Source organism: Cupriavidus sp. 2TAF22 (assembly GCF_052115045.1).
Lineage (GTDB): Bacteria > Pseudomonadota > Gammaproteobacteria > Burkholderiales > Burkholderiaceae > Cupriavidus.
The window spans coordinates 177,570-199,249 of record NZ_JBFRFX010000006.1 but is presented as its reverse complement, the minus strand read 5'-3'; the positions used below and the strand labels follow the sequence as shown (position 1 = coordinate 199,249).

At 66.5% G+C, this 21,680-nt stretch carries 24 protein-coding genes; 15 read left to right on the top strand and 9 right to left on the bottom strand.

Translation table 11 applies throughout. The features are described from left to right. Positions 1-5: 5 nt before the first annotated feature. Positions 6-1,004 (top strand): Bug family tripartite tricarboxylate transporter substrate binding protein, encoded by a 999-nt coding sequence (locus AB4Z48_RS09950; RefSeq protein ID WP_441613754.1) that lies wholly within the window; start codon positions 6-8, stop codon positions 1,002-1,004. Positions 1,005-1,016: 12 nt separating this feature from the next. On the opposite strand, the gene trmL is transcribed toward AB4Z48_RS09950, so the two are convergent. Next, positions 1,017-1,487 (bottom strand): tRNA (uridine(34)/cytosine(34)/5-carboxymethylaminomethyluridine(34)-2'-O)-methyltransferase TrmL, encoded by a 471-nt coding sequence (trmL, locus tag AB4Z48_RS09945; protein WP_441613753.1) that lies wholly within the window; start codon positions 1,485-1,487, stop codon positions 1,017-1,019. An 86-nt stretch (positions 1,488-1,573) separates the two neighbouring features. Continuing rightward, entirely contained in the window at positions 1,574-2,449 is an 876-nt protein-coding gene (locus tag AB4Z48_RS09940) for a ComF family protein (protein ID WP_441613752.1), read from the bottom strand. Here AB4Z48_RS09940 and AB4Z48_RS09935 point away from each other — a divergent pair. From AB4Z48_RS09935 to AB4Z48_RS09900, 8 genes are all read left to right on the top strand, one after another. Then, positions 2,438-3,382, top strand: coding sequence for a methyltransferase domain-containing protein (locus AB4Z48_RS09935; RefSeq protein ID WP_441613751.1), 945 nt, complete (start codon positions 2,438-2,440; stop codon positions 3,380-3,382). The genes AB4Z48_RS09940 and AB4Z48_RS09935 overlap by 12 nt on opposite strands. Before the next feature lie 242 nt (positions 3,383-3,624). Next, positions 3,625-4,134 carry a DUF2244 domain-containing protein gene (locus AB4Z48_RS09930; protein WP_441613825.1) on the top strand — a complete coding sequence of 170 codons (510 nt, stop codon included), beginning with the start codon at positions 3,625-3,627 and terminating at the stop codon, positions 4,132-4,134. Positions 4,135-4,196: 62 nt separating this feature from the next. Beyond that, positions 4,197-5,453, top strand: coding sequence for a cytochrome c oxidase subunit II (gene coxB, locus AB4Z48_RS09925; RefSeq protein ID WP_441613750.1), 1,257 nt, complete (start codon positions 4,197-4,199; stop codon positions 5,451-5,453). A gap of 24 nt (positions 5,454-5,477) precedes the next feature. Further along, complete coding sequence (gene ctaD / locus AB4Z48_RS09920) at positions 5,478-7,094, top strand: cytochrome c oxidase subunit I (protein ID WP_441613749.1); 1,617 nt, start codon at positions 5,478-5,480, stop codon at positions 7,092-7,094. 62 nt (positions 7,095-7,156) lie between these two features. Further along, positions 7,157-7,288: a cytochrome oxidase small assembly protein gene (locus AB4Z48_RS09915; protein ID WP_441613748.1), complete on the top strand. Its 132-nt coding sequence runs from the start codon at positions 7,157-7,159 to the stop codon at positions 7,286-7,288. Positions 7,289-7,305: 17 nt separating this feature from the next. Further along, the gene (locus AB4Z48_RS09910; RefSeq protein ID WP_441613747.1) at positions 7,306-7,917 is read left to right on the top strand and encodes a cytochrome c oxidase assembly protein; all 612 of its coding nucleotides are present in this window, start codon (positions 7,306-7,308) and stop codon (positions 7,915-7,917) included. A 49-nt stretch (positions 7,918-7,966) separates the two neighbouring features. After that, on the top strand, positions 7,967-8,179 hold the full coding sequence (locus AB4Z48_RS09905; RefSeq protein ID WP_441613746.1) for a DUF2970 domain-containing protein: 213 nt from the start codon (positions 7,967-7,969) through the stop codon (positions 8,177-8,179). 154 nt (positions 8,180-8,333) lie between these two features. Continuing rightward, entirely contained in the window at positions 8,334-9,194 is an 861-nt protein-coding gene (locus tag AB4Z48_RS09900; RefSeq protein WP_441613745.1) for a cytochrome c oxidase subunit 3, read from the top strand. 159 nt (positions 9,195-9,353) lie between these two features. On the opposite strand, the gene AB4Z48_RS09895 is transcribed toward AB4Z48_RS09900, so the two are convergent. Then, positions 9,354-9,563 (bottom strand): twin transmembrane helix small protein, encoded by a 210-nt coding sequence (locus tag AB4Z48_RS09895; RefSeq protein ID WP_441613744.1) that lies wholly within the window; start codon positions 9,561-9,563, stop codon positions 9,354-9,356. Positions 9,564-9,647: 84 nt separating this feature from the next. Between AB4Z48_RS09895 and AB4Z48_RS09890 the strand changes: the two genes are divergently transcribed. The 5 genes from AB4Z48_RS09890 (at position 9,648) to AB4Z48_RS09870 (ending at position 14,069) form a co-directional block, all read left to right on the top strand. Then, positions 9,648-10,391 (top strand): SURF1 family protein, encoded by a 744-nt coding sequence (locus AB4Z48_RS09890; RefSeq protein WP_441613743.1) that lies wholly within the window; start codon positions 9,648-9,650, stop codon positions 10,389-10,391. 116 nt (positions 10,392-10,507) lie between these two features. Beyond that, positions 10,508-11,164, top strand: a complete 657-nt coding sequence (locus AB4Z48_RS09885) for an SCO family protein (protein WP_441613742.1) — start codon at positions 10,508-10,510, stop codon at positions 11,162-11,164. Between the two features lie 61 nt (positions 11,165-11,225). Beyond that, on the top strand, positions 11,226-12,329 hold the full coding sequence (locus AB4Z48_RS09880) for a COX15/CtaA family protein (protein WP_441613741.1): 1,104 nt from the start codon (positions 11,226-11,228) through the stop codon (positions 12,327-12,329). After that, positions 12,326-13,261, top strand: coding sequence for a heme o synthase (gene cyoE, locus AB4Z48_RS09875; protein WP_441613740.1), 936 nt, complete (start codon positions 12,326-12,328; stop codon positions 13,259-13,261). Before AB4Z48_RS09880 ends, cyoE begins: the two co-directional genes overlap by 4 nt. Before the next feature lie 181 nt (positions 13,262-13,442). Next, the gene (locus AB4Z48_RS09870) at positions 13,443-14,069 is read left to right on the top strand and encodes an SCO family protein (protein ID WP_441613739.1); all 627 of its coding nucleotides are present in this window, start codon (positions 13,443-13,445) and stop codon (positions 14,067-14,069) included. Positions 14,070-14,185: 116 nt separating this feature from the next. Here the strand turns inward: AB4Z48_RS09870 and rpoH are convergent, their stop codons facing one another. Beyond that, positions 14,186-15,115 carry an RNA polymerase sigma factor RpoH gene (gene rpoH / locus AB4Z48_RS09865; RefSeq protein ID WP_441613738.1) on the bottom strand — a complete coding sequence of 310 codons (930 nt, stop codon included), beginning with the start codon at positions 15,113-15,115 and terminating at the stop codon, positions 14,186-14,188. 355 nt (positions 15,116-15,470) lie between these two features. Here rpoH and AB4Z48_RS09860 point away from each other — a divergent pair, with 355 nt between their 5' ends. Continuing rightward, positions 15,471-16,349, top strand: a complete 879-nt coding sequence (locus AB4Z48_RS09860; protein ID WP_441613737.1) for a pirin family protein — start codon at positions 15,471-15,473, stop codon at positions 16,347-16,349. A gap of 61 nt (positions 16,350-16,410) precedes the next feature. Here AB4Z48_RS09860 and ybiB read toward each other — a convergent pair whose 3' ends face one another. From ybiB to AB4Z48_RS09835, 5 genes are all read right to left on the bottom strand, one after another. Beyond that, positions 16,411-17,424, bottom strand: coding sequence for a DNA-binding protein YbiB (gene ybiB / locus AB4Z48_RS09855; RefSeq protein WP_441613736.1), 1,014 nt, complete (start codon positions 17,422-17,424; stop codon positions 16,411-16,413). Between the two features lie 104 nt (positions 17,425-17,528). Further along, positions 17,529-18,332, bottom strand: coding sequence for an ABC transporter ATP-binding protein (locus AB4Z48_RS09850; protein WP_441613735.1), 804 nt, complete (start codon positions 18,330-18,332; stop codon positions 17,529-17,531). A gap of 18 nt (positions 18,333-18,350) precedes the next feature. Then, positions 18,351-19,289 carry a nitrate ABC transporter permease gene (gene ntrB, locus AB4Z48_RS09845; protein WP_441613734.1) on the bottom strand — a complete coding sequence of 313 codons (939 nt, stop codon included), beginning with the start codon at positions 19,287-19,289 and terminating at the stop codon, positions 18,351-18,353. A gap of 62 nt (positions 19,290-19,351) precedes the next feature. Beyond that, on the bottom strand, positions 19,352-20,671 hold the full coding sequence (locus tag AB4Z48_RS09840; RefSeq protein ID WP_441613733.1) for a CmpA/NrtA family ABC transporter substrate-binding protein: 1,320 nt from the start codon (positions 20,669-20,671) through the stop codon (positions 19,352-19,354). Positions 20,672-21,022: 351 nt separating this feature from the next. Next, a complete protein-coding gene (locus AB4Z48_RS09835; RefSeq protein ID WP_441613732.1) occupies positions 21,023-21,670 on the bottom strand; it encodes an ANTAR domain-containing response regulator in 648 nt (215 codons plus the stop codon). Positions 21,671-21,680: the final 10 nt, after the last annotated feature.

The following is a 21,680-nucleotide window of genomic DNA, read 5'->3' as shown; positions in this document are numbered from 1 at the left end:
GCCCCATGCCCCCAGACTCCATTGCGGCCCGCCGCCGCGTCCTGATCGCCCTTGCCGCCAGCGCTGTGCCCGGCGCATTGCTGGCTTCGCCTGCCGCCGGGCAATCCTGGCCGGTACGCCCGATCCGCATGGTGGTGCCGTTTCCGGCCGGTTCCTCGCCGGACCTGATCGCACGCCTGCTTACCGAGAAGCTGTCGGTGTCGCTCGGCCAGCCCGTGGTGGTGGAAAACCGCCCCGGCGCCGGCGGCAATATCGGCACCGGCCTGGTGGCGCGCGCCGCGCCCGACGGCTACACCCTGCTGCTCACCATCAACGGGCCGCTGGTCACCGCGCCGACGCTGTCGCGCCACCTTGGCTACGATCCCGTGCGCCAGCTCGCGCCGGTATCGCTTGTGGCGACTTCGCCCAATGTGCTGGTGGTGGACGCGCGCCTGCCGGTGCACGACGTGCGCGAGTTCGTGGCGCTGGCCCGCGCGCGGCCCGGCGTGCTGAACTACGGCTCGGTGGGCAACGGCAGCGCCGCGCACCTGGCCATGGAGCAGCTCAAGGCGATGGCGAAGATCGACCTCGCCCATATTCCCTACCCGGGTTTTGCGCAGATCACCACGGCCATGGTCGGTGGCCAGGTGCAGGCCGGCTTCATGGTGCCGGCGATCGCCATGCCGCTGGTCGCCGCCGGCAAGCTGCGCATCATCGCGGTCACTACCAGCGGGCGCACCGGCCTGCTGCCCAACGTGCCCACCGTGGCCGAGTCCGGCTATCCGGGCTTCGAGGCGATTTCCTGGCAGGCCGTGCTGGCGCCGGCCGGTACGCCGGCACCGGTGATCGACCGGCTCTACCGCGAACTGGTGGCCATCATCGGCAGCGAGGACGTGCGCGCCAAGATGCGCGCGCAGTATTTCGTGCCGGCAGGCACGGCGCCGCAATCGCTGCGCCAGACCATGGCGAGCGAGAAGGCGCGCTGGGACAAGGTGATCCGGATCGCCGGCGTCGAGCCGGAATAGGCGGGAGAGCGCTCAGGCGCCGCCGGCGAAGCCGTTTTGCCGCCACGCTTCGAACACCACGACCGCCACGGTATTGGAGAGATTGAGGCTACGGTTGTCGGGCCGCATCGGCAGGCGGATGCGCTGCGCGGCGGGAAACCATTCGCGCCGCTCGGGCGCCAGGCCGCGCGTCTCCGATCCGAACACGAACCAGTCGCCGGGCCGGAAGCCGACCTGCCCGAACGGCGTCGAGCCGTGCGTGGTGAGGGCGAACATGCGGGCCGGATCGGGCTGCTCACTGGCCATCAGTGCGTCCCAGTTTTCATGCACGCGCATGCTGGCGTACTCGTGGTAGTCCAGGCCCGCGCGGCGCATGCGCGCATCCTCGAGCGGAAAGCCAAGCGGCTTGACGAGATGCAGCCGCGCGCCGGTATTGGCGCACAGGCGGATCACATTGCCGGTGTTCGGCGGGATTTCTGGTTCGACCAGGACGACATTGAACATGGTGTCGGGCGGGCCTCGCGGCGCCGCAGCCATAAAACGCTGCGCAGCTTACCCCGGGCAAGGGGCGCATGTCACGCTAGCGCGGGCTAGGGCGTGCGCAGGGCAACGAACAATGTGACGCGCGCCGCGCCATGGGCTTTCAATATGCGCGCCGCTTCGCCCAGGGTGGCGCCGCTGGTCATCACATCGTCGACCAGCCCCACATGCAGGCCCGTGATATCGCTGCCCGGCGCCAGCCCGAAGGCGCCCTGCAAGTTCGCCTGGCGCGCGGACAGGTCCAGCGAAGCCTGGGCCGGCGTATCGCGCAAGCGGGCCAGCAGCGTAGGCGAGGCGCGCGCACCCAGGAGGCGTGCCAGCGGCCTGGCGATTTCCCAGGACTGATTGAATCCGCGCACCGCGAGGCGCTGTGCGGAGAGCGGGACTGGCGCGAGCAAGGCGGGGCGGGCGGTGCTCGCTGGCGGCCTCGCGGCTTGCCAGCGGCGCGCCAGTTCCGTCGCCAGCCAGTCCGCCAGCGGCAGCGCGCCGCCGAACTTGAGGGCCAGCACCAGGCCATCTTGCGGGCTCGCGTAGTCGCCCAGGACGACCGCGGCGTCGAATGCGGGAGGCTCGAGCCGGCAGTGGTTGCAACGCGAGGTGCCGCGCGCGGCGGGGCGGGCGCAGCAAGCGCAACGTGGCACCGGCGCGAGCAGTTCGCCGGCGCAACCGGCGCACACGGCGTCTTCCTGCACTTCGCCGCACAATGCGCATGCCGACGGCAGCATGATTCGCCACAATCGCCGGGCGTGGCGGCGCAGCCTGCCTGCCGCGCCGGCGCCGCCGGCAGCCATCGCGGCAGGCGCGTATACTTGCGGTCCGGCCGCCGTGCCCGCTGGCGCGCACGCCGTATTCCGCCCGGGCGCCTGCGTCCGGCCGTGCTCCTCATCCTCATCCTCCTGCTGCCCCGCTTGCCCGTGTCCCTGCATGACGCCGACTCCCCCGATGCCTATTTGCCGCCTGCGCGGCTGACCCGCCTGGCCTTCGACCGGCGCAGCGCCGGCTTCGGCCAGCTGGATTTCCTGCTGGGCGAGATCAGCCAGCGCATGCAGGAGCGCATGCAGATGATCCGGCTCTCGCCCGTGCGCGCGCTCGATATCGGCTGCGGCCATGGGCGCGGGCTGGCGGCGTTGCGCGCGCAGTATCCGGATGCGCAGATCGCCGGGCTGGATATCTCGGGCGCCATGTTGCGCGAGGCGGCCCAGCGCGACCCCCAGCGCCAGGCCGGCTGGCTGGGACGCATGCTGGGCAAGCGCCCGATCTTCGACCTGGTGCAGGGCGATCTTGCCACATTGCCATTCGCGCCCGCCAGCTTCGACCTGCTCTGGTCCAACCTTGCGCTGCACTGGCATCCAGAGCCGCATAGGGTATTTCCCGAGTGGCATCGTGTCGCACGTAACGACGGCCTGGTGCTGTTCTCGCTGTTCGGGCCCGATACGCTGGCCGAGCTGCGCGACGCCTTTGCGCATGTGGATAGCGGTACGCACTCGCTGCGTTTCGTCGACATGCACGATATCGGCGACATGCTGGTTCATAGCGGATGGTCCACGCCGGTGATGGACATGGAAACCATCACGGTTACCTATGAGTCGCCGCTTACCTTGCTGCGCGAAGTGCAGGCCTTCGGTGGCCTGCGCCTGCCCGCATCGCCAAGCCGGGGCTTGCGTGGACGGCGCTGGCTCGATGCGCTGCTGGCGGCGCTCGAGCGCCATCGCAACGCCGACGGGCTGATCCCGCTCACCTTCGAAATCGTCTACGGCCATGCGTGGAAACTGGCGCCGCGCGGCAAGCAGGACGTCGATGAACTGGGCCACGCGGTGGTGCCGATCGACAAGATCGGGCGCGCGCGGCCGCGTCGCTAGCGTGGCGCAATGGTCCTGCTGGCGTGTCCGCCTACTCCATCGCATGCACCGCACCGATGCACAGAAACGTGTCGCGCGCCAGCCCCGCCGTCAAGGGACGGCCTTGTTCGAGTAGGCGAAGCGCCCTATAATGCGCCAGTTTGTCGCAGTGGTTCCCCTGGCACATGTGCCCCGGAATCGCACTAAGTCAGTGCGGCCCAGGCGATCGTCCCAGGTGTGCATCCTATGCAGAGTGGTTGGCGATGCAAGACTTGGGTATCGCATTCCAGACGGCGCAAGACGGGTCCGGCGGTGGTTCCGGTGGATCCGGCGCGCCGGACAAAGACTGGCTGATGAAGCGGAACTGTTCGCTTTCTCCACGCCAGGTCGGCTGGTTCTACCTCTCAATCGTCTGTGTTTCGCTCGCCATCGCACTGTTCTTTGCGTGGCGAGGGTCGTGGCTCGTGCTGCCTTTTGCCGGGCTGGACCTGCTGGGGCTCGGTATTGCGCTGCTGGTCTACGCGCGGCATGCGGCTGACTACGAACGCGTCAGCCTGGCAGACGGCCTGCTGGTGGTCGAGGCCGTCAGCGCCGGGCAGGTGACGCGGCATGAATTCAACCCGCTCTGGGTGCGGGTCGAACTGGGTGAATCATTACGGGCGCTGGTGCAGTTGCGCTCGGGTAAGTGCGCTGTGCAGGTGGGGTGTTTTCTGGACCCGTACAAGCGGCGAAAGTTCGCGCAGGAGCTCGTTTCTGCCCTGCGCTGTCTCTGAACTGGGGCGGCGACGGTCAGGCGGGCTGGCAGATTTGAATCTGTAAATTGGGTAGATAACAAATGAAAATGTGGAAGAAGGCATCCGCAGCGTGTCTAACGGGCGCGTCCCTGCTCGTTAGCCAGGCAGCTCTGGCAGTGGAAGACATGCCGGGCGGTCCAGCCGTGCGCCAGCTCAATCTGACCGAACCCGTTACCAAGATCGCCGAACAGATTCACTGGCTGAACTGGATGATGCTGATCATCTGCACGGTGATCTTCGTCGGCGTGTTCGGGGTGATGTTCTATTCCGTGTTCAAGCACCGCAAGTCCAAGGGTGCGAAGTCTGCCTCCTTCCATGAAAGCATCACCGTCGAGGTGATCTGGACCATCATCCCCTTCCTGATCGTCATCGGCATGGCCCTGCCCGCCACCAAGACGGTCGTGGCGATGAAGGACACCACCAATTCCGACATCACCATCAAGGCCACCGGCTACCAGTGGAAGTGGGGCTATGACTACCTGAAGGGCGAAGGCGAGGGCATTTCCTTCGTCTCCACGCTGACCACGCCGCGCGAGCAGATCAACAACGAGGCACCGAAGTCGAACACCTACCTGATGGAGGTGGACAACGAGATGGTGGTGCCCGTCAACAAGAAGATCCGTGTCGTCACCACCGCCAACGATGTGATCCACGCGTGGATGATCCCGGCTTTCGGCGTGAAGCAGGATGCGATCCCCGGCTTCGTGCGCGATGCCTGGTTCAAGGCCGAGAAGGTCGGCGTGTATCGCGGCCAGTGCGCCGAGCTGTGCGGCAAGGAACATGCGTTCATGCCGATCGTCGTGCGCGTGGTGTCCGACGCCGACTACGCCAAGTGGGTCGAGGGCAAGAAGAAGGAACTCGCCGCCAAGGCCGACGACCCCAACAAGACCTGGACGCTCGAGGAGCTCAAGGCGCGCGGCGAGAAGGTCTACACGGCCAACTGCGCGGTCTGCCACCAGCCGAACGGCAAGGGCGGCGGCGCGTTCCCGGCGCTGGACGGCTCCAAGGTCGTCAACGGCCCGAAGGCTGGCCAGATGCACATCCTGCTCGAAGGCAAGGGTGCCATGCCGGTCTGGAAGCATCTCTCCGATACCGAACTCGCTGCCGTCATGACCTATACCCGCAACAACTGGGGTAACAAGACTGGCGAAGTGATTCAACCGAGCGATTTCGTGAACGCCCGTGCGGGCAAGTTCCCGGAAGGCGGCGGCGCCGCCGGCGGCGATGCCGCTCCCAAGGCGGAAGACAAGCCCGCCGCCAAGCAGGCCAGCGTTGCGGGCGACCGCGCGGCAGGCTGATCAGGATTACAGGAGTTTTTCGCGATGAGTACTGCTACCCCGGACGCGCTTGCGCACCCGCACGATCATGCGCACGACCACGCGCACGATGAGCATCACGATCATCCGCACGGCTGGCGGCGCTGGCTGTTCGCCACCAACCACAAGGACATCGGCACGCTGTACCTGCTGTTCTCCTTCACCATGCTGCTGTCGGGCGGCGTGCTGGCGCTGCTGATCCGCCTCGAGCTGTTCGAGCCGGGCCTGCAGTTCTTCCGCCCCGAACTGTTCAACCAGTTCACCACCATGCACGGCCTGATCATGGTGTTCGGCGCGATCATGCCGGCCTTCGTGGGCTTCGCCAACTGGATGATTCCGCTGCAGATCGGCGCGTCCGACATGGCGTTCGCGCGCATGAACAACTTCAGCTTCTGGCTGATGCCGCCGGCGGCGCTGCTGCTGGTGCTGTCGTTCTTCGCGCCGGGCGGCGCCACCGCCGCCGGCTGGACCCTGTACGCGCCGCTGTCGGTGCAGATGGGCCCGGGCATGGACATGGCCATCTTCGCCATGCACATCATGGGCGCGTCGTCGATCATGGGCTCGATCAACATCATCGTGACGGTGCTCAACATGCGCGCGCCCGGCATGACGCTGATGAAGATGCCGATGTTCTGCTGGACCTGGCTGATCACCGCCTACCTGCTGATCGCCGTGATGCCCGTGCTGGCCGGCGCCATCACCATGGTGCTGACCGACCGCCACTTCGGCACGAGCTTCTTCTCGGCCGCGGGCGGCGGCGATCCGGTGATGTACCAGCATATCTTCTGGTTCTTCGGCCACCCCGAGGTCTACATCATGATCTTGCCGGCGTTCGGGATCGTCTCGCACGTCGTGCCGACCTTCGCCCGCAAGCGCCTGTTCGGCTACAGCTCGATGGTGTACGCCACCGCCTCGATCGCCATCCTGTCGTTCATCGTGTGGGCGCACCACATGTTCACGACCGGCATGCCGGTGACCGGCCAGCTGTTCTTCATGTACGCGACGATGCTGATCGCGGTGCCGACGGCCGTGAAGATCTTCAACTGGATCGCTACCATGTGGCGCGGCTCGATGACCTTCGAGACCCCGATGCTGTTCGCGATCGGCTTCATCTTCGTGTTCACCATCGGTGGCTTCACCGGCCTGATGCCGGCCGTGGCCCCGATCGACATCCAGTTGCAGGACACCTACTTCATCGTGGCCCACTTCCACTACGTGCTGGTGGCGGGCTCGCTGTTCGCGATGTTCTCGGGCTTCTACTACTGGGGTCCGAAGTGGAGCGGTTTCATGTACAACGAAACCCGCGGGCAGATCCACTTCTGGGGCTCGATGATCTTCTTCAACGTGACCTTCTTCCCGATGCACTTCCTGGGCCTGGCCGGCATGCCGCGTCGCTATGCCGACTACCCGACCCAGTTCGCGGATTTCAACGCGATCGCATCGATCGGTGCGCTGGGCTTCGGGCTGATGCAGGTGTATTTCTTCTTCTTCGTCGTGCTGCCGTCGTATCGCGGTGGCCAGAAGGCAGCGGACAAGCCCTGGGATGGCGCCGAAGGCCTGGAGTGGACCGTGCCGTCGCCGGCCCCGTTCCACACCTTTGAAGTGCCGCCGCACGTCAGGTAAGACGCAACCGGGCAAGGAAGGACGGGCATGCCCGTCCTTCCGCGTCCAGCAAGCAGGGTGTCATGCAGGATCCAAACAAAAGTCCATCGCAGCCAGACCGCAAGGCCGCCAACCGCCGTCTCGGTCTGATCCTCTTTTCGATCGTGATGGTTTTCTTTTTGGGTTTCTTCGCCAAGATGATTCTTCTGGGCTGAAGCTGCAGGGTATTGGAATGAGCACGAACCAGCAGTCACAAGACACCACCGACAGGCGCTTCAACCGCGGCATGATGCTGCGGCTGCTGGTGGTGGTGGCGCTGATGTTCTCGTTCGGCTATGCGCTGGTGCCGCTGTACAAGAAGATCTGCGAGATCACCGGCCTCAATGTGGTGACCACGCGTGATCTGTATGGCGGCCAGGTCAAGAACACGCAGGTGGACAAGAGCCGCACCATCACGGTCGAGTTCGATTCCAACGCGCGCGGCCCCTTCGCATTCCGGCCGGTGAAGAACACCATGGAAGTGCATCCGGGCGAGATGGCCACCATCGTCTACGAGGTGGCGAACGGGCAGTCGCGCGACATCTCGGCGCAGGCGATCCCGAGCTACCTGCCCAAGCTGGCCACGCAGTATTTCAAGAAGATCGAGTGCTTCTGCTTCAAGCAGCAGACGCTCAAGGCAAAGGAAGCACGCGAGATGCCGGTGGTGTTCGTGATCGATCCGGACCTGCCGAAAGACGTGAAGAACATTACGCTGTCCTATACCTTCTTCGAGATCGGTGCGCCGGTGGCGCAGGTGCCGCAGGGCGACCTGGAGACCCCGGCCGGGGCAGGCAAGGGCATTTGAGCAGCGGCCGGCACCGCCGGCCGAGGTCGAGGCAGTAGTGGGAGTAGCCGTGGAAGAGATGAAGGACGCGGTCAAGCGCAAGCTGTCCTTTGCGCAGACCCTGCGCGCGGTGTTCTGGTCGTTCATCGGCCTGCGCAAGGGCAGCGAGCATGAGCGCGACATGGCACAGCTCAATCCGGTCCATGTGATCATCGCCGGCCTGATCGGGGTAGCCATCCTGATCGCGGTGCTGATTACCGTCGTGCGCGTCGTGGTAGGGTGAGGCCGCGCAGTCCGGGTACGGCGCAGGGCAGGAAACAGGTAACAGGTAACAGGTAACAGGTACAAGCAGGCAAAAGCATGCCGCCGGCCAGCAGTCGGGGCCGGATGTGCGGATAACGATTACTGAATCAAGACTCTGAGCTGGAGAAAAAAGAATGAGTGCGAATCGCGCCAACGCTCCGTACTACTTCGTACCGGGCCCATCGCGCCATCCGATCACGGCAAGCTTCGGCCTGCTGCTGACGGCCGGCGGGGCTGCCGGCTGGGTAAACGGGCAACCCTGGGGACCGTACGTCTGCGGCCTCGGCCTGCTGTGGTTCCTGTTCGTGCTCAAGAGCTGGTTCGCCGAAGCCATCAGCGAATCCGAGACCGGCAAGTACGGCAAGAACATCGACCTGTCGTTCCGCTGGTCGATGGGCTGGTTCATCTTTTCCGAAGTGATGTTCTTCGCGGCGTTCTTCGGTGCGCTGTTCTATGCCCGGAACATCGCCATGCCATGGCTGGGCGACCTGAACAACAAGATCCTGTGGCCCGACTTCGCCGCGGTGTGGCCCAATGCCGGCCCGGCCGGCGTGGTGGAACGCTTCCAGACCATGGGCCCGTGGCCGATCCCCACGATCAACACGGCACTGCTGCTGATGTCCGGCGTGACGCTGACCTGGGCGCACCACGCGCTGCTGGCCAACAAGCGCAGCCAGCTGATCCAGGGCCTGGTGCTGACCATCCTGCTGGGCGCGGTCTTCATGTGCTTCCAGGTGTTTGAGTACCACCATGCGTACTCGGAGCTGAATCTCAAGCTGACCTCGGGCATCTACGGCTCCACCTTCTTCCTGCTGACCGGCTTCCACGGCTTCCACGTGACCATGGGCGCGATCATGCTGACGGTGGTGCTGGTGCGCGTGCTGAAGGGGCACTTCACCCCCGACCATCACTTCGCCTTCGAAGGCGCCGCCTGGTACTGGCACTTCGTCGACGTGGTGTGGCTGTTCCTCTACATCGTGGTGTACTGGCTGTAAGACACCCGGCTGCGGTGCCCGCCGGCCCGGCCGGCGGCATCGCGGGGAGGCATCCTCCCCGTGCAGAACAACAAAAAACAAGCGCCGCAGGAGTCTAGCCAGCCTGCGGCGCTTGTTTTTTTGGTCTGGTCACCGGTTCGCTTGCCGGAGTCCACGGCTTCACGGCCCCATGCGGATGCCCGTGCTCTGAATCCAGCCCATCCAGTGCGAGAACAGGATGAAGAGGAACAGCGCCACGGAAAAGCCGACCCGGAACATCAGCGAGCGCATCATGTTCGGCGTCCTGCCGCGGTCGCGCATCATGAAGAACAGGGCCGAGGCCAGGCTGCCGATGATGAGGATGAACGCGATGATGATGACAATGCGCATGGAAAGCCCGCGCGCGCGGGATCGGCTGGAGAGGAGCTGCCATTATCGCACCGGCGCGCCGTTCCCGGCACACGGGAGCCGCCCGTGAAGCCGTGGCGCGCCCTGAGTCCGGTCCCGGCCATTGCCGCGCTGGTGGTGATCGCCGTCACCTGCGCGCTGGGCAACTGGCAGCTCAACCGCGCCCATGAGAAACTCGCGCGTGCCGCGCGCCAGCAGGCGCTGGCTGCCGAGCCGCCGCTACAAGTCGGGCAGGCGCTGATCGCGGGCCCGGTGGCCGAGCGGCGCGTGCATGTGCGCGGCCGTTTCGACGCGGCGCACACCGTCTTGCTGGACAACCGGCCGCACGGAAACGGCACCGACAGCCGCGCCGGCTTCATGGTCCTGACGCCGCTGCGCGTGGTGGACGGCGATCCTGCCGCACCGGCGCTCCTGGTCTTGCGAGGCTGGCTGCCGCGCGATGCGCAGGAACGCACGCGTATCGCGCCGTTCCCCACGCCCGAGGCCGAGGTGGAGCTGGACGGTACCGCGCTGGAAACGGTGCCCAGGGTGTTCAGCCTGGGCCGGGACGCGGGCTCGGAGGCCGGGCAGAAGATCCGCCAGAATGTGGACATTGCGGCGTTTGCCAGGGAACTGGGCGTACCCCTGCAGCCCTTCGTGCTGGAGCAGCGTAGCGAAAGCGGCGATGGCCTGGCGCGCGACTGGGCCCCGGCCGATACGGGCGCCGACCGGCATTACGGCTATGCCTTCCAGTGGTTCGGGCTGGCCGCCCTGACGCTGGTGCTGCTGGTGGCGCTGAGCTGGCGGCGCGCGGCGCGCATGGCGGCCTAGATGGCCCGGGCAAGCCGGGCGGTGGCATGCCGGCGAACCACGGCCGGGCGCGGCGGTCAGACGAGCGCAGCCGGCTCCGATGAAAGACGACGAGACAGAGAGACAGACGAAACGTGATGCAACAACAAGATCCCGCGCCGGCGCAGGCCGCGCGCGCTGCTCCGCAAGACCCGCGCATCGATGCGCGCACCCGCCGCGGCCGCATCCAGATGCTGCTGCTGCTGCTGGTGTGCGCGTCGCCGGTGATCGCTTCCTACCTGACCTACTACGTGTTCAGGCCGGCTGGCGGGACCACCAACTACGGCGCACTCATCGAGCCGCAGCGCCCGATGCCCGCGCTGCAGGTCGCCAACGAGCGCGCCGAGTCCGTGCCGCTGGAGAGCTTCAAAGGCAAATGGCTGCTGATCAGTGCCGACGGCGCCGCATGTGATGAAGCCTGCGCGCGCAAGCTGTTCACCATCCGCCAGTTGCGCGCGGGCCAGGGCCAGGATCGCGAGCGCATCGTCCCGGTGTGGCTGGTCAGCGACGACGGCCCCATCGATGCACGCCTTTCCTCGGCCTACAACGAGCCGTATGCCGGCGTGCGCTTCTTGCGCGCCCCTCGCGACACGCTGCAGAAATGGCTGCCGCTCGAGCCTGGTGCGCGCATTGAGGACACGCTCTATCTCGTGGACCCGCTCGGCAACCTGATGATGCGTTTCCCGCGGGATCCGGATCCCAAGAAGATGGCTTCCGACCTCAAGAAACTGCTCAAGTACTCCCGCATCGGGTGATCCCGGCGGATGCCGGCTGATGGCCGACGCCAGAACGGCCCAAGATTAACGACCAACGCGCATGCTGCTCCAACTTGCCATCATCGGCGTCCTGATCGCGCTGTTCCCGCTCAGCTACGTGCTGGTCAAGGGAGACCGCAACAAGTACCGCAAGCTGGTGTGGATCACCGCTTTCCTGACGCTGGACCTGATCATGTTCGGCAGCTTCACGCGCCTGACCGATTCCGGCCTGGGCTGCCCGGACTGGCCTGGCTGCTACGGCCACTCCAACCCGCACGCGGCGAGCGAGCCGATCCGCGCGGCCGAGACGGCGATGCCGAGCGGCCCGGTCTCCGTCACCAAGGCCTGGATCGAGATGATCCACCGCTACTTCGCCATGGCCGTGGGCGTGCTGATCATCACGCTGATGGTGCTGGCGTGGGTCAAGCGGCGCGAACTCAGGCAGTCGCCATGGTTCGCCACCGGCGTGCTGTTGCTGGTTTGCGTGCAAGGCGCGTTCGGCGCTTTTACGGTCACGCTCAAACTGCAGCCCATCATCGTGGTCACGCACCTGATGCTCGGCATGAGCCTGCTGGCGGCGCTGATCTGGCTGGGTTCGCGCAACGACCCGCCATTGGGCGTGGCGCGGGATGCCGGCGCGCTGCGCTGGCCGGCAAGGCTCGCGCTGGCCTTGCTGGTGCTGCAGATCTTCCTGGGCGGCTGGGTGAGCACCAATTACGCGGTGCTGGCCTGCACGGACTTCCCGCTATGCAACGGCCAGCTGGTGCCGGAGATGGACTTCCGCCACGGCTTCACGCTCTGGCGCCAACTCGGCATGACCGCCGACGGCGACTACATCCCGCACTCGGCGCTGGTGGCGATCCACTGGGTGCATCGCGGCTTTGCCTTCGTGGTGCTGGCCTACCTGGCCTGGTTCGGCCTGCGGGCGCGCCGCCTGGGCGGGCTGTCGCGCGGCGCGGGGTGGCTGCTGGCCGTGCTGGCGCTGCAACTGGCCACTGGTCTTTCCAACATCGTCTTCGACTGGCCGCTGGTGGCCGCGGTGGCCCACAACGGCGGCGCGGCGGCGCTTCTGATGCTATTGGTTCGCCTCAACTACAATATAGGGCTCGCGGCCCGCTCCGCTGACATTGCTACTGACGTGCCGGCTGCCGTGCGCGCCACATGAAAGAGAAGAACTCCCCCGTGGTTACTGCTACCCACCCCCATCCTGGCGGACGACTCCGCCACCTGGCCCGGCAATACGCCGCGTTGACCAAGCCACGCGTCACGCAGCTGGCTGTCTTCTGCGCCATCATCGGCATGTTCCTGGCCACGCCGGGCATGGTGCCGTGGTCGGTGCTGATCGGCGGCGCGGCCGGGATCTGGTTGCTGGCGGGTGCCGCTTTCGCCATTAACTGCCTGGTCGAGCAGAAAGTGGATGCGCTGATGCGCCGCACCGCGTGGCGGCCGTCGGCGACCGGCGAGATCACCACGATGCAGACCCTGGTGTTCTCGGCCGTGCTGGGCGGGGCAGGGATGTGGGTACTCCATGTCTTCACCAACGACCTGACCATGTGGCTGACGGTGGCGACCTTCGTCGGCTATGCCGTGGTGTACACCATCCTGCTCAAGCCGGCCACGCCGCAGAACATCGTGATCGGCGGGCTGTCCGGCGCGATGCCGCCGGCGCTGGGCTGGGCGGCCGTGGCGGGCAACGTGCCTGCCGAAGCCTGGTTCCTGGTGCTGATCATCTTCACCTGGACCCCGCCGCATTTCTGGGCCCTGGCGCTGTACCGCCGCGCCGACTACGCCAAGTCCGGCCTGCCGATGCTGCCGATCACCCATGGCGAGCGCTTCACCCTGCTGCATATCCTGCTGTACACGCTGATCATGATCGCGGCCACGCTGCTGCCCTTCGTGTACGGCATGAGCGGGTATATCTACCTGGCGGCAGCGCTGGTCCTGGGCGGCGGTTTCCTGGCCTATGCCTGGAAGTTGTTCTGCAACTATTCCGATGCGCTGGCCCAGCGCACGTTCCGCTTCTCGATCCTCTACCTGTCGCTGTTGTTCGCGGCGCTGCTGATCGATCACTATTTCAAGTTCCTGCCGCAGTCCTGAGCGATGCCGGGAGCACCCGCGCGGTTGCGGCATCTTGTCGCGGCCCCGGCGCGGGGCGGTGCCGATCGGCGATACTGCATCCATCTGCCAATGTGACCAGGCCGCCGTCCGCCTCCATCCGGCTTTCCGGGGCGCCCGGGCCGGCCTGTCCGCCAATCAAGCCGCCAATCAAGCGAATCGCATGCCAAGCCGTCTCTTTCCGGGTTCTTCGTCCAGCTTTGCGCTGTTCCGCCGCTTCTGCCTGCTGGCGCTGTGCTCGCTGCTGCTTGCCGCCTGCGGCCAGCAGCGCGCCTCGTTCAAGAATGTCGACATCAGCGGCGGCAGCGAATTCGGCAAGGATTTCGTCCTCACCGACCACAACGGCAAAGTGCGCTCGATTGCCGACTTCAAGGGCAAGGCCGTGGTGATGTTCTTCGGCTATACGCACTGCCCCGATGTCTGTCCCACCACCATGGCCGAGCTGAAGGCGGTGATGGAGCAACTGGGCCCGGATGCCGACCGCGTGCAGGTGCTGTTCGTCACGGTCGATCCCGAGCGCGATACGCAGGCGCTGCTGGCGCAATACGTGCCCGCCTTCGATCCGCGCTTCCTGGGCATGCGCCCGGCCGACGACGCGGCGCTGCAGAAGGTGGCAAAGGATTTCAAGGTGTTCTACGCCAAGGTGCCGGGTACCTCGCCGAACAACTACACGATGGACCACTCGGCAGGCAGCTATGTATTCGATCCGAGCGGCCGGTTGCGCCTGTTCATCCGCCACGGCCAGGGCCCCGAGCCGATCGCGCACGACCTGAAGCAGCTGCTTTCCTGAAGCGGCTCCGCCCGCCAGGGGCGGGGTCTCCGGACAAAAAAACAGGGCCGGTCGCGAGACCGGCCCTGTTCCATTCTGGCGCGCGGCTTTCGTTCCGCCGCGCTCCCGCGCAACTATCAGGCAAAGGCCTGCAGAGCACCCTTCATCTTCTTCATCGCCGCGGTTTCGATCTGGCGGATGCGCTCGGCGGAGACACCGAACTCGTCAGCCAGCTCGTGCAGCGTTGAGCCGCCGGAGCCGTCGTCGTTGACGTGCAGCCAGCGCGCCTCGATGATGCGGCGGCTGCGGTCGTCCAGCTTGGTCAGCGCTTCTTCCAGGCCTTGCACCTGCATGCGGTCGTGGCGCTGGGCCTCGATCACGCGGGTCGGCTCGTTGTGGTTGTCAGCCAGGTAGGCGATCGGCGCGAACTCCTCCTCGCCGTCGTCGATCTGGCCTTCCAGCGCCAGGTCGCCGCCCGACAGGCGGGTTTCCATCTCCATCACTTCTTCCGGCTTGACGTTCAGCTCGCGCGCGACCGCGTCGACCTGCTCCGGCGTGAAGGTATGGGCACCCTGCTTGTGGCTGCGCAGGTTGAAGAACAGCTTGCGCTGGGCCTTGGTGGTCGCCACCTTGACCATGCGCCAGTTCTTCAGCACATATTCGTGGATCTCGGCCTTGATCCAGTGCATGGCGTACGACACCAGCCGCACGCCCTGGTCCGGGTCGAAGCGCTTCACGGCCTTCATCAGGCCGATATTGCCTTCCTGGATCAGGTCCGCGTGGGGCAGGCCATAGCCGAGGTACTGGCGGGCGATGGACACCACCAGGCGCAAGTGCGACAGCACCATGCGGCGAGCCGCATCGACGGAGTCATGCTCGCGCAGATCGCGTGCAAGCCGCTGCTCTTCCTCGGGGGTGAGCATGGGGATACGATGGACAGCCTGGATATAGCTGTCCAGGTTTCCCAGGTTTCCGGGAAACGTCAGCGCAAATGCCCCGGCGCCCTGAGGCGCCGTAGGCAGGCGGCTGCTGGTTTGGGTTTGGTCGGCAGATAGGACCGCGTTCACTCGATTGCTCCTTTCGCATCCGGCGGGTGGGTTGCCCGCGGCGCTCGCCCTGAAGGGTCCGCGCACTGCATTGCAACACATATTAGCACTCAAGCCGGGAGACTGCTAAGTTGGAGTCCTTATAGGGTTGATAGTTCCAGGTAATTGGCTTCTGTTTTCAAATAGCCTTTTTTCTGGCTTTCTTCCTGCTATGTGGAGCGACCACTATCCGGCAGCCCCCGCAACGCCATCGGACATTGATTAGAGGGGCGCCGCCGGTCCCGGTTCTGTCGCGCAATGAGATGCTGTGTTTCACCAGCGGCTACACTCTTTTCATTCATGCGGCCGTCAGCATCGGCCTAACCGGGGAAAATGCATGTCTGCTATCGAACACTTGCTCAAACCGCACGTACGTGACCTGGGCGACGGTTTTACCGTCAGCCGGGTGCTGCCGGCCGCGGCGGCCCAGACCGTGGGCCCGTTCATCTTCTTCGACCATATGGGGCCGACGGTGCTTCCGGCCGGGCAGGGGATGGATGTGCGCCCGCATCCGCATATCGGGCTGGCGACCGTCACCTACCTGTTCGAAGGGGAAATCCTTCACCACGACAGCCTGGGCAGCAAGCAGGTCATCAAGCCGGGCGACGTGAACTGGATGACGGCCGGCCGCGGCATCGCGCACTCGGAGCGCTCACCGCAGGCGGCCCGCGAGGCCGGTCCGCGCCTGCACGGCATCCAGACCTGGGTGGCGCTGCCCAAGGAGCACGAGACCGTGGAGCCTTCCTTCTTTCACCATCCTGCCGCGACCCTGCCCAAGCTCGAGCGGCCCGGGGTGCGGATGACGGTGATCGCGGGCGATGCGTTTGGGGCCGAGGCGCCCGTGAAGGTCTTCAGTCGCACGCTGTACGTGGCGATCGATCTGGAGCAGGGCGCAAGCCTCGAGATTCCGCCGGAGCACGCGCAACGCGGCATCTACCCGGTAGACGGCGTGGTCGCGCTGGATGGGGAAGTGTTGCCTGAGCGCCACATGGCGCTGCTGGTGCCGGACCAGACGGTCACGCTGACGGCCGAGGCGCCGTCGCGCGTCATGCTGCTCGGCGGCGACCCCACCGACGGGCACCGCTTTATCTTCTGGAATTTCGTTTCCAGCAGCAAAGAAGCCATCGAAGCCGCATCCCAGCGATGGGAGGACGACCAGTTCCCGCGCGTGCCCGGCGAGGACGACCGCATCCCGCTGCCACAGCGCAAGCGCTGACGGCGCGCTGACGACGCGGGCGCCGCCAGCCTCGCCTGCCGCCCCGTTCCCCATTCCCCGCTCAGACCGGGCTGGCCCAGGCCACGCGCGTGCCCTGCTGCAGGCAGCTGCGGATGGCCTCGACCTGCGTGGCGATCGGGGCCGGGACCGGCGCCTTGCCATCCAGCACGGAGCGGATCCAGGCCGCAGTCTGCGCGACGTCGTTGCCGGGTGGCAGTTCCGGCACCTCGCTGATCGAGCCCGCGGTGGGGTCGACCAGGGTGCGCTGGTGCCCGTCGTGCAGCCAGTCGATGCGGCCGCCGCGCCGCGCGTCGGCGACCACCTCGCCCTCGGTGCCGCGCGCCAGCAGCACATTGGCAGGCTCGCGCGAGAAGTAATCGGTCAGGGTCTCGCGGTACTCCGGATGCGTGTAGCTGTACAGGCGCAGGGCCTCGGCCGGCGTATGCGCGCCCACCGGCTGCAGCATCTTGACCACCGTGTGCGAGGAGTTGCGCAGGCCGATCTGCATGCGCCGGTCGAGCATGCGGGCCAGCGCCGGCGACAGCACATCGATCGGCAGCACGGCCAGCGGCCCGGGCTGCCCGGCCTTGGCGCAAAGCAGGGTTTCAGCCTCGGCCACCGTGGCGCAGGGCGCAATGCCCAACGCCTCGAACAGCGCGATGCTGGTCACGCGCCCGTTGAACTCCCGGGTGCCGTGGACCAGCACGGGATGGCCTTCGCGCGCCAGTAACATGGCCAGCAAAGGGATCAGGTTGGGTTGCTTGCGCGCGCCGTTGTAGCTGGGGATGGATACCACCACGCGCTCGGGCGGCGCGGCCAGCGGCAGGCAATGCGCGTGCGCGGCGTCCAGCATGCCGGCCAGTTCGTGCGGTGCCTCGCCCTTGATGCGATAGGCCATCAGCACCGCGCCCAGTTCGATATCGGCCACGCGACCGGCCAGCATGGCGTCGAACAGCGCCTGCGCGTCTTCGCGCGGCAGCGCGCGGGCGCCATTGACGCCCCGGCCGATCTCCTTGATGTACTTCGCCGCGGCGAAGGCGGCGGCGGGCTGGGGCGTGGAGGACGTATCGGTCATGGCGGGATGGGACAGTGTTGTTTGAGGTTCATGATAGCGGAGCGGGCCGGCCCTGCCCATGGCGGCGGCCGGCCCCGGTCCGTCACCTCGCCGTTCCGCGCCGGTCAGGCCGCTTCCTTCAGCGCAGGATTGCGCTGCTTGCGGTACAGGAAGTCCAGCACCGCGGTGCGGCAGGCGTGGTAGGTCTTGTCGTCGGCCAGCGCCATGCGTTCGCGCGGACGCGGCAGGTCCACCGGCAGCACTTCGCCGATGGTCGCGGCGGGCCCGTTGGTCATCATGACGATGCGGTCGGCCAGCAGCACGGCTTCGTCCACGTCGTGGGTCACCATCACCACCGTGCTGCGGGTCTTGGCGACGATCTTGATCAGCTCGTCCTGCAGGTGGGCCCGGGTCAGCGCATCCAGCGCGCCGAACGGCTCGTCCATCAGCAGCACCTTGGGCTCCATCGCCAGCGCGCGCGCGATACCCACGCGCTGCTTCATGCCGCCCGAGATTTCCTGCGGGTACTTGCTCTCGGCATGGGTCAGGCCAACCATGGCCAGCGTGTCATGCGTGCGGGCCTTGAGCTGCGCGCGGCTCTCGCTGCCGCCGAACACGCGTTCCACGCCGAGGTAGACGTTGTCGAAGCAGGTCAGCCACGGCAGCAGCGAGTGGTTCTGGAACACCACCGCGCGGTCCGGGCCCGGACCGGCGATCTCGCGTTCGGCGCAGATCAGCGCGCCGCTGCTGGGGCGGTCGAGGCCGGCCAGCAGGTTCAGCAGCGTCGATTTGCCGCAGCCCGAGTGGCCGATCAGCGTGACGAACTCGCCGCGGGCGATGGTCAGGTTGACATCGCGCAGGGCGACGAACGGTCCCTTCTTGGTCTTGAAGGTCTGGCCCACGTTTTCGATACGGACGAACTTTTCCATGACGATCTCCCGGATGCCTTAGTTGCCGTAGCTGAATTTCCTGGCCAGGCTCAGCAGCGCGTATTCCAGCAGCAGCCCCACCACGCCGATGATGAAGATGGCGATCACGATGTGCTCGACCTTCAGGTTGTTCCACTCGTCCCACAGCCAGAAGCCGATGCCGGTGCCGCCCGTGAGCATCTCCGCGGCCACGATCACCAGCCAGGCGGTGCCGATGGACAGCCGCACGCCGGTCAGCATATAGGGCAGCACAGCCGGCAGCAGCACCCGCGTGAACACCTTCCACTCGGACAGGTCGAGCACGCGCGCCACGTTCAGGTAGTCCTGCGGCACGCGCGTCACGCCCACCGCGGTGTTGATCACCATCGGCCAGATCGAGCAGATGAAGATGGCCCAGATCGCGGCCGGGTTGGCGGCCTTGAACAGCAGCAGCCCGATCGGCAGCCACGCCAGCGGCGAGACCGGCCGCAGCAGGCTGATGATCGGCGCCATCATGGCGTTGAGAAAGGCAAAGCGGCCCAGCGCGAAGCCAGCCGGAATGCCGATCAGCGCGGCCAGCCCGAAGCCCGCCGCGACGCGCGCCAGCGACGCCAGCACATTCCAGCCGATGCCCTGGTCGTTGGGGCCGTTGCGGTAGAACGGGTCGGAAAACAGCGGCACGGCGGCGTGCCAGGTGGCGGCCGGGGTGGGCAGCGCAGGGCTCATCGTGGCCACGCCGTGCCAGAACAACAGGAACAGCGCAAAGCCGGCGACGGGCGGCATCGCCTTGAGCACGACGGCGCTGACGGCCTCGCGCCGCGCGGCGCGGCGCGCATCGGCCTGAGCCTCGAGCGCGCGGCGTTCGGCGCGCTCGTGCGCTTGCTGGTCGCCGAGCACGGCGAGTCCGGCGGTGCCGCCGGCGTCGGTGGAGGAGACTTGGTTGCCGGCATGTTCGGCCGGTCGAGCTAGTGCATTCACATCAGGCTCCTTCAGGCGCCGGCGCGTCGCCACGCCGGCATTCGGGCTGCAATCGAACCGGCTCAGGCTTTGATCTTGAATCCGTCGGCGTACGCCTTGGGGTCCTTGGTGGCATCCCATGTCACGCCGTCGATCAGGCGCGCCGTGCGGAAATCGCTCTTGGGCACCGGCACCTGCGCGGCTTCGGCCGCCTGCTTGTAGACATCGATGCGGTTGACCTTCTTCGCCACCGCCAGGTAGTCGGGGTGGTCCTTGAGCAGGCCCCAGCGCTTGTGCTGCGTGAGGAACCACATGCCGTCGGAGAGGAAGGGAAAGTTGGCGCTGCCGTCCTGGTAGAACTTCATCGAGTCCGGGTCGTCCCAGGTCTTGCCCAGGCCGTTGCTGTAGCGGCCAAGCATGCGGTCCAGGATGATGTCCATGTCGGTGTTGACATAAGACTTGGCGGCAATGGTTTCCGCGGTCTTACGGCGGTTGGAGGCCGACGCGTCGATGTACTTCGAGGCTTCGAGCACGGCGGCCACCATGGCGCGCGCGGTGTTGGGGTACCTCTGCACGAACTCGGCCGTGGTGCCCAGGGTCTTCTCGGGGTGATCCTTCCAGATGGCCTGCGTGGTTTCCGCGGTGAAGCCGATCTTGTCGGCAATGGCGCGCGCGCCCCAGGGTTCGCCGACGCAGAAGCCATCCATATTGCCCACGCGCATATTGGCCACCATCTGCGGCGGCGGCACGGTGATGGCCTTGGCGTCCTGCATCGGGTTGATGCCGTTGGCGGCCAGCCAGTAGTACAGCCACATCGCGTGGGTGCCGGTGGGGAAGGTCTGGGCAAAGGTGTAGTCGCGCTTTTCCTTCGTCATCAGCGCCTTCAGGCTGGCGCCGTCCTTGACGCCTTTTTCCGCCAGCTTGGAGGACAGCGTGATGGCCTGGCCGTTGTGGTTGAGGTTCATCAGCACGGCCATGTCCTTCTTGGGCCCGCCGATGCCCAGCTGCACGCCGTAGATCAGGCCGTACAGCACGTGCGCGGCGTCGAGCTCGCCGTTGACCAGCTTGTCGCGCACGCCGGCCCAGGAAGCCTCCTTGGTGGGGGTGATCTTGATGCCGTATTTCTTGTCGAAGCCGAGCGTGCCGGCCATGACCACGGAAGCGCAGTCCGTCAGCGGGATAAAGCCGATCCGCACCTCGGGCTTCTCCGGCGCGTCGGAGCCCGCCGCCCAGGCGCCGGCGCGCACCAGCGGGTCGACCAGGGTGATCACGCTGGCGCCGGCGATGGTGGCCAGCGCGCGGCGGCGGCCGCTGCTGGCGGGCACCGCGTCGGCGGCGGCCGTGCTGGCATCGTTGGCGACCGCGGCGTGCAGCGGCTTGGCAAGCTTCAGGCGAGAGGGCATTCCACGGCTCCAAATGAAAAGCGTCCTGAACCGCGCCGCTTTCGCCAGAATGCGGGGCAGGTCAGGACGCCGTTGTCCCGTGATGCGGCGCAGCCTTCGTTGGCGGCGCACATCGGATAGTGATCGGCCTTCGTTGGCCGTCATGGTATCTACGCAAGCGGCGTGCCATGCGTTCATTCGCCGGCGAGGGGCAGGTGCGGCAAAAGGCGGGCATCGGGCGCACGGCGACCGGGAAAAGGGAGGGAGGAATGCGGCGGGCCTGAGCGCACTCGGTGCGCGGCGTGCGCCGGCGCGGCGCCATGTTTGTGCAATGCACCAAGCCCGTGCGGGCCGGTTGCCGGCGCCGTGGGCTCAACTCATCACATCGATCACACGCCGCGCGGCCTCGACCAGCTTGATGCCGCGCTCCATCGCCATGCTGCGCAGGCGCTTGTAGGCCTCTTCCTCGCTCATGCCGCGCTCCTTCATCAGCAAGCCCTTGGCACGCTCGACTTCCTTGCGCTCGGCCAGCTGCAGGCGCGTGGCATCCAGCTCGGCGCGCAGTTGCTGGTCCAGCTCGAAGCGCGCATAGGCCACATCCAGCACGGTCTTGACGCGCTCGGCGCGCAGGCCGTCGACGATGTAGGCGGTAATGCCCGCCGTGAGCGCCGCCTTGATGCGCTGGGCGTCGTCGTTGTCCGTGAACAGCACGATCGGCCGTGGCGCGTGCTGCGTCGAGACGCACACATGCTCCACGGTGTCGCGCGCAGCCGATTCGGAGGCGATGATGATGAGATCAGGCTGCCGTGCAGCGATGGCGTCGGGCAGGCGCATGTCCGCGTCCGCCGTCTCGATGTCGGTGAAACCCGCCGATACCAGGCCGGCCTGGATGGTCTCGACATTGAGCGGGTCCGCGTCGTGCGGATCGCGCACGAGCAGGATGCGCAGGCTGCGCGAACCCGCCGCGGGTGGCGTCGCGGGACGGGGCGGGCTGGGAGGGGCGGGAGGGCGTCGGGTCATGTTTCCATTG

Bases quoted from the DNA above. Each gene is read 5' to 3' on its own strand.
- AB4Z48_RS09915 (WP_441613748.1), top strand. From the start codon at position 7,157: ATGCAGGATCCAAACAAAAGTCCATCGCAGCCAGACCGCAAGGCCGCC.
- ybiB (WP_441613736.1), bottom strand. From the start codon at position 17,424: ATGACCGATACGTCCTCCACGCCCCAGCCCGCCGCCGCCTTCGCCGCG.
- AB4Z48_RS09930 (WP_441613825.1), top strand. From the start codon at position 3,625: ATGCAAGACTTGGGTATCGCATTCCAGACGGCGCAAGACGGGTCCGGC.
- AB4Z48_RS09870 (WP_441613739.1), top strand. From the start codon at position 13,443: ATGCCAAGCCGTCTCTTTCCGGGTTCTTCGTCCAGCTTTGCGCTGTTC.
- cyoE (WP_441613740.1), top strand. From the start codon at position 12,326: ATGAAAGAGAAGAACTCCCCCGTGGTTACTGCTACCCACCCCCATCCT.
- AB4Z48_RS09940 (WP_441613752.1), bottom strand. From the start codon at position 2,449: ATGCAGGGACACGGGCAAGCGGGGCAGCAGGAGGATGAGGATGAGGAG.
- AB4Z48_RS09900 (WP_441613745.1), top strand. From the start codon at position 8,334: ATGAGTGCGAATCGCGCCAACGCTCCGTACTACTTCGTACCGGGCCCA.
- coxB (WP_441613750.1), top strand. From the start codon at position 4,197: ATGAAAATGTGGAAGAAGGCATCCGCAGCGTGTCTAACGGGCGCGTCC.
- AB4Z48_RS09885 (WP_441613742.1), top strand. From the start codon at position 10,508: ATGCAACAACAAGATCCCGCGCCGGCGCAGGCCGCGCGCGCTGCTCCG.
- AB4Z48_RS09910 (WP_441613747.1), top strand. From the start codon at position 7,306: ATGAGCACGAACCAGCAGTCACAAGACACCACCGACAGGCGCTTCAAC.
- AB4Z48_RS09895 (WP_441613744.1), bottom strand. From the start codon at position 9,563: ATGCGCATTGTCATCATCATCGCGTTCATCCTCATCATCGGCAGCCTG.
- AB4Z48_RS09850 (WP_441613735.1), bottom strand. From the start codon at position 18,332: ATGGAAAAGTTCGTCCGTATCGAAAACGTGGGCCAGACCTTCAAGACC.
- AB4Z48_RS09860 (WP_441613737.1), top strand. From the start codon at position 15,471: ATGTCTGCTATCGAACACTTGCTCAAACCGCACGTACGTGACCTGGGC.
- AB4Z48_RS09835 (WP_441613732.1), bottom strand. From the start codon at position 21,670: ATGACCCGACGCCCTCCCGCCCCTCCCAGCCCGCCCCGTCCCGCGACG.
- AB4Z48_RS09840 (WP_441613733.1), bottom strand. From the start codon at position 20,671: ATGCCCTCTCGCCTGAAGCTTGCCAAGCCGCTGCACGCCGCGGTCGCC.
- trmL (WP_441613753.1), bottom strand. From the start codon at position 1,487: ATGTTCAATGTCGTCCTGGTCGAACCAGAAATCCCGCCGAACACCGGC.
- AB4Z48_RS09950 (WP_441613754.1), top strand. From the start codon at position 6: ATGCCCCCAGACTCCATTGCGGCCCGCCGCCGCGTCCTGATCGCCCTT.
- ctaD (WP_441613749.1), top strand. From the start codon at position 5,478: ATGAGTACTGCTACCCCGGACGCGCTTGCGCACCCGCACGATCATGCG.
- AB4Z48_RS09880 (WP_441613741.1), top strand. From the start codon at position 11,226: ATGCTGCTCCAACTTGCCATCATCGGCGTCCTGATCGCGCTGTTCCCG.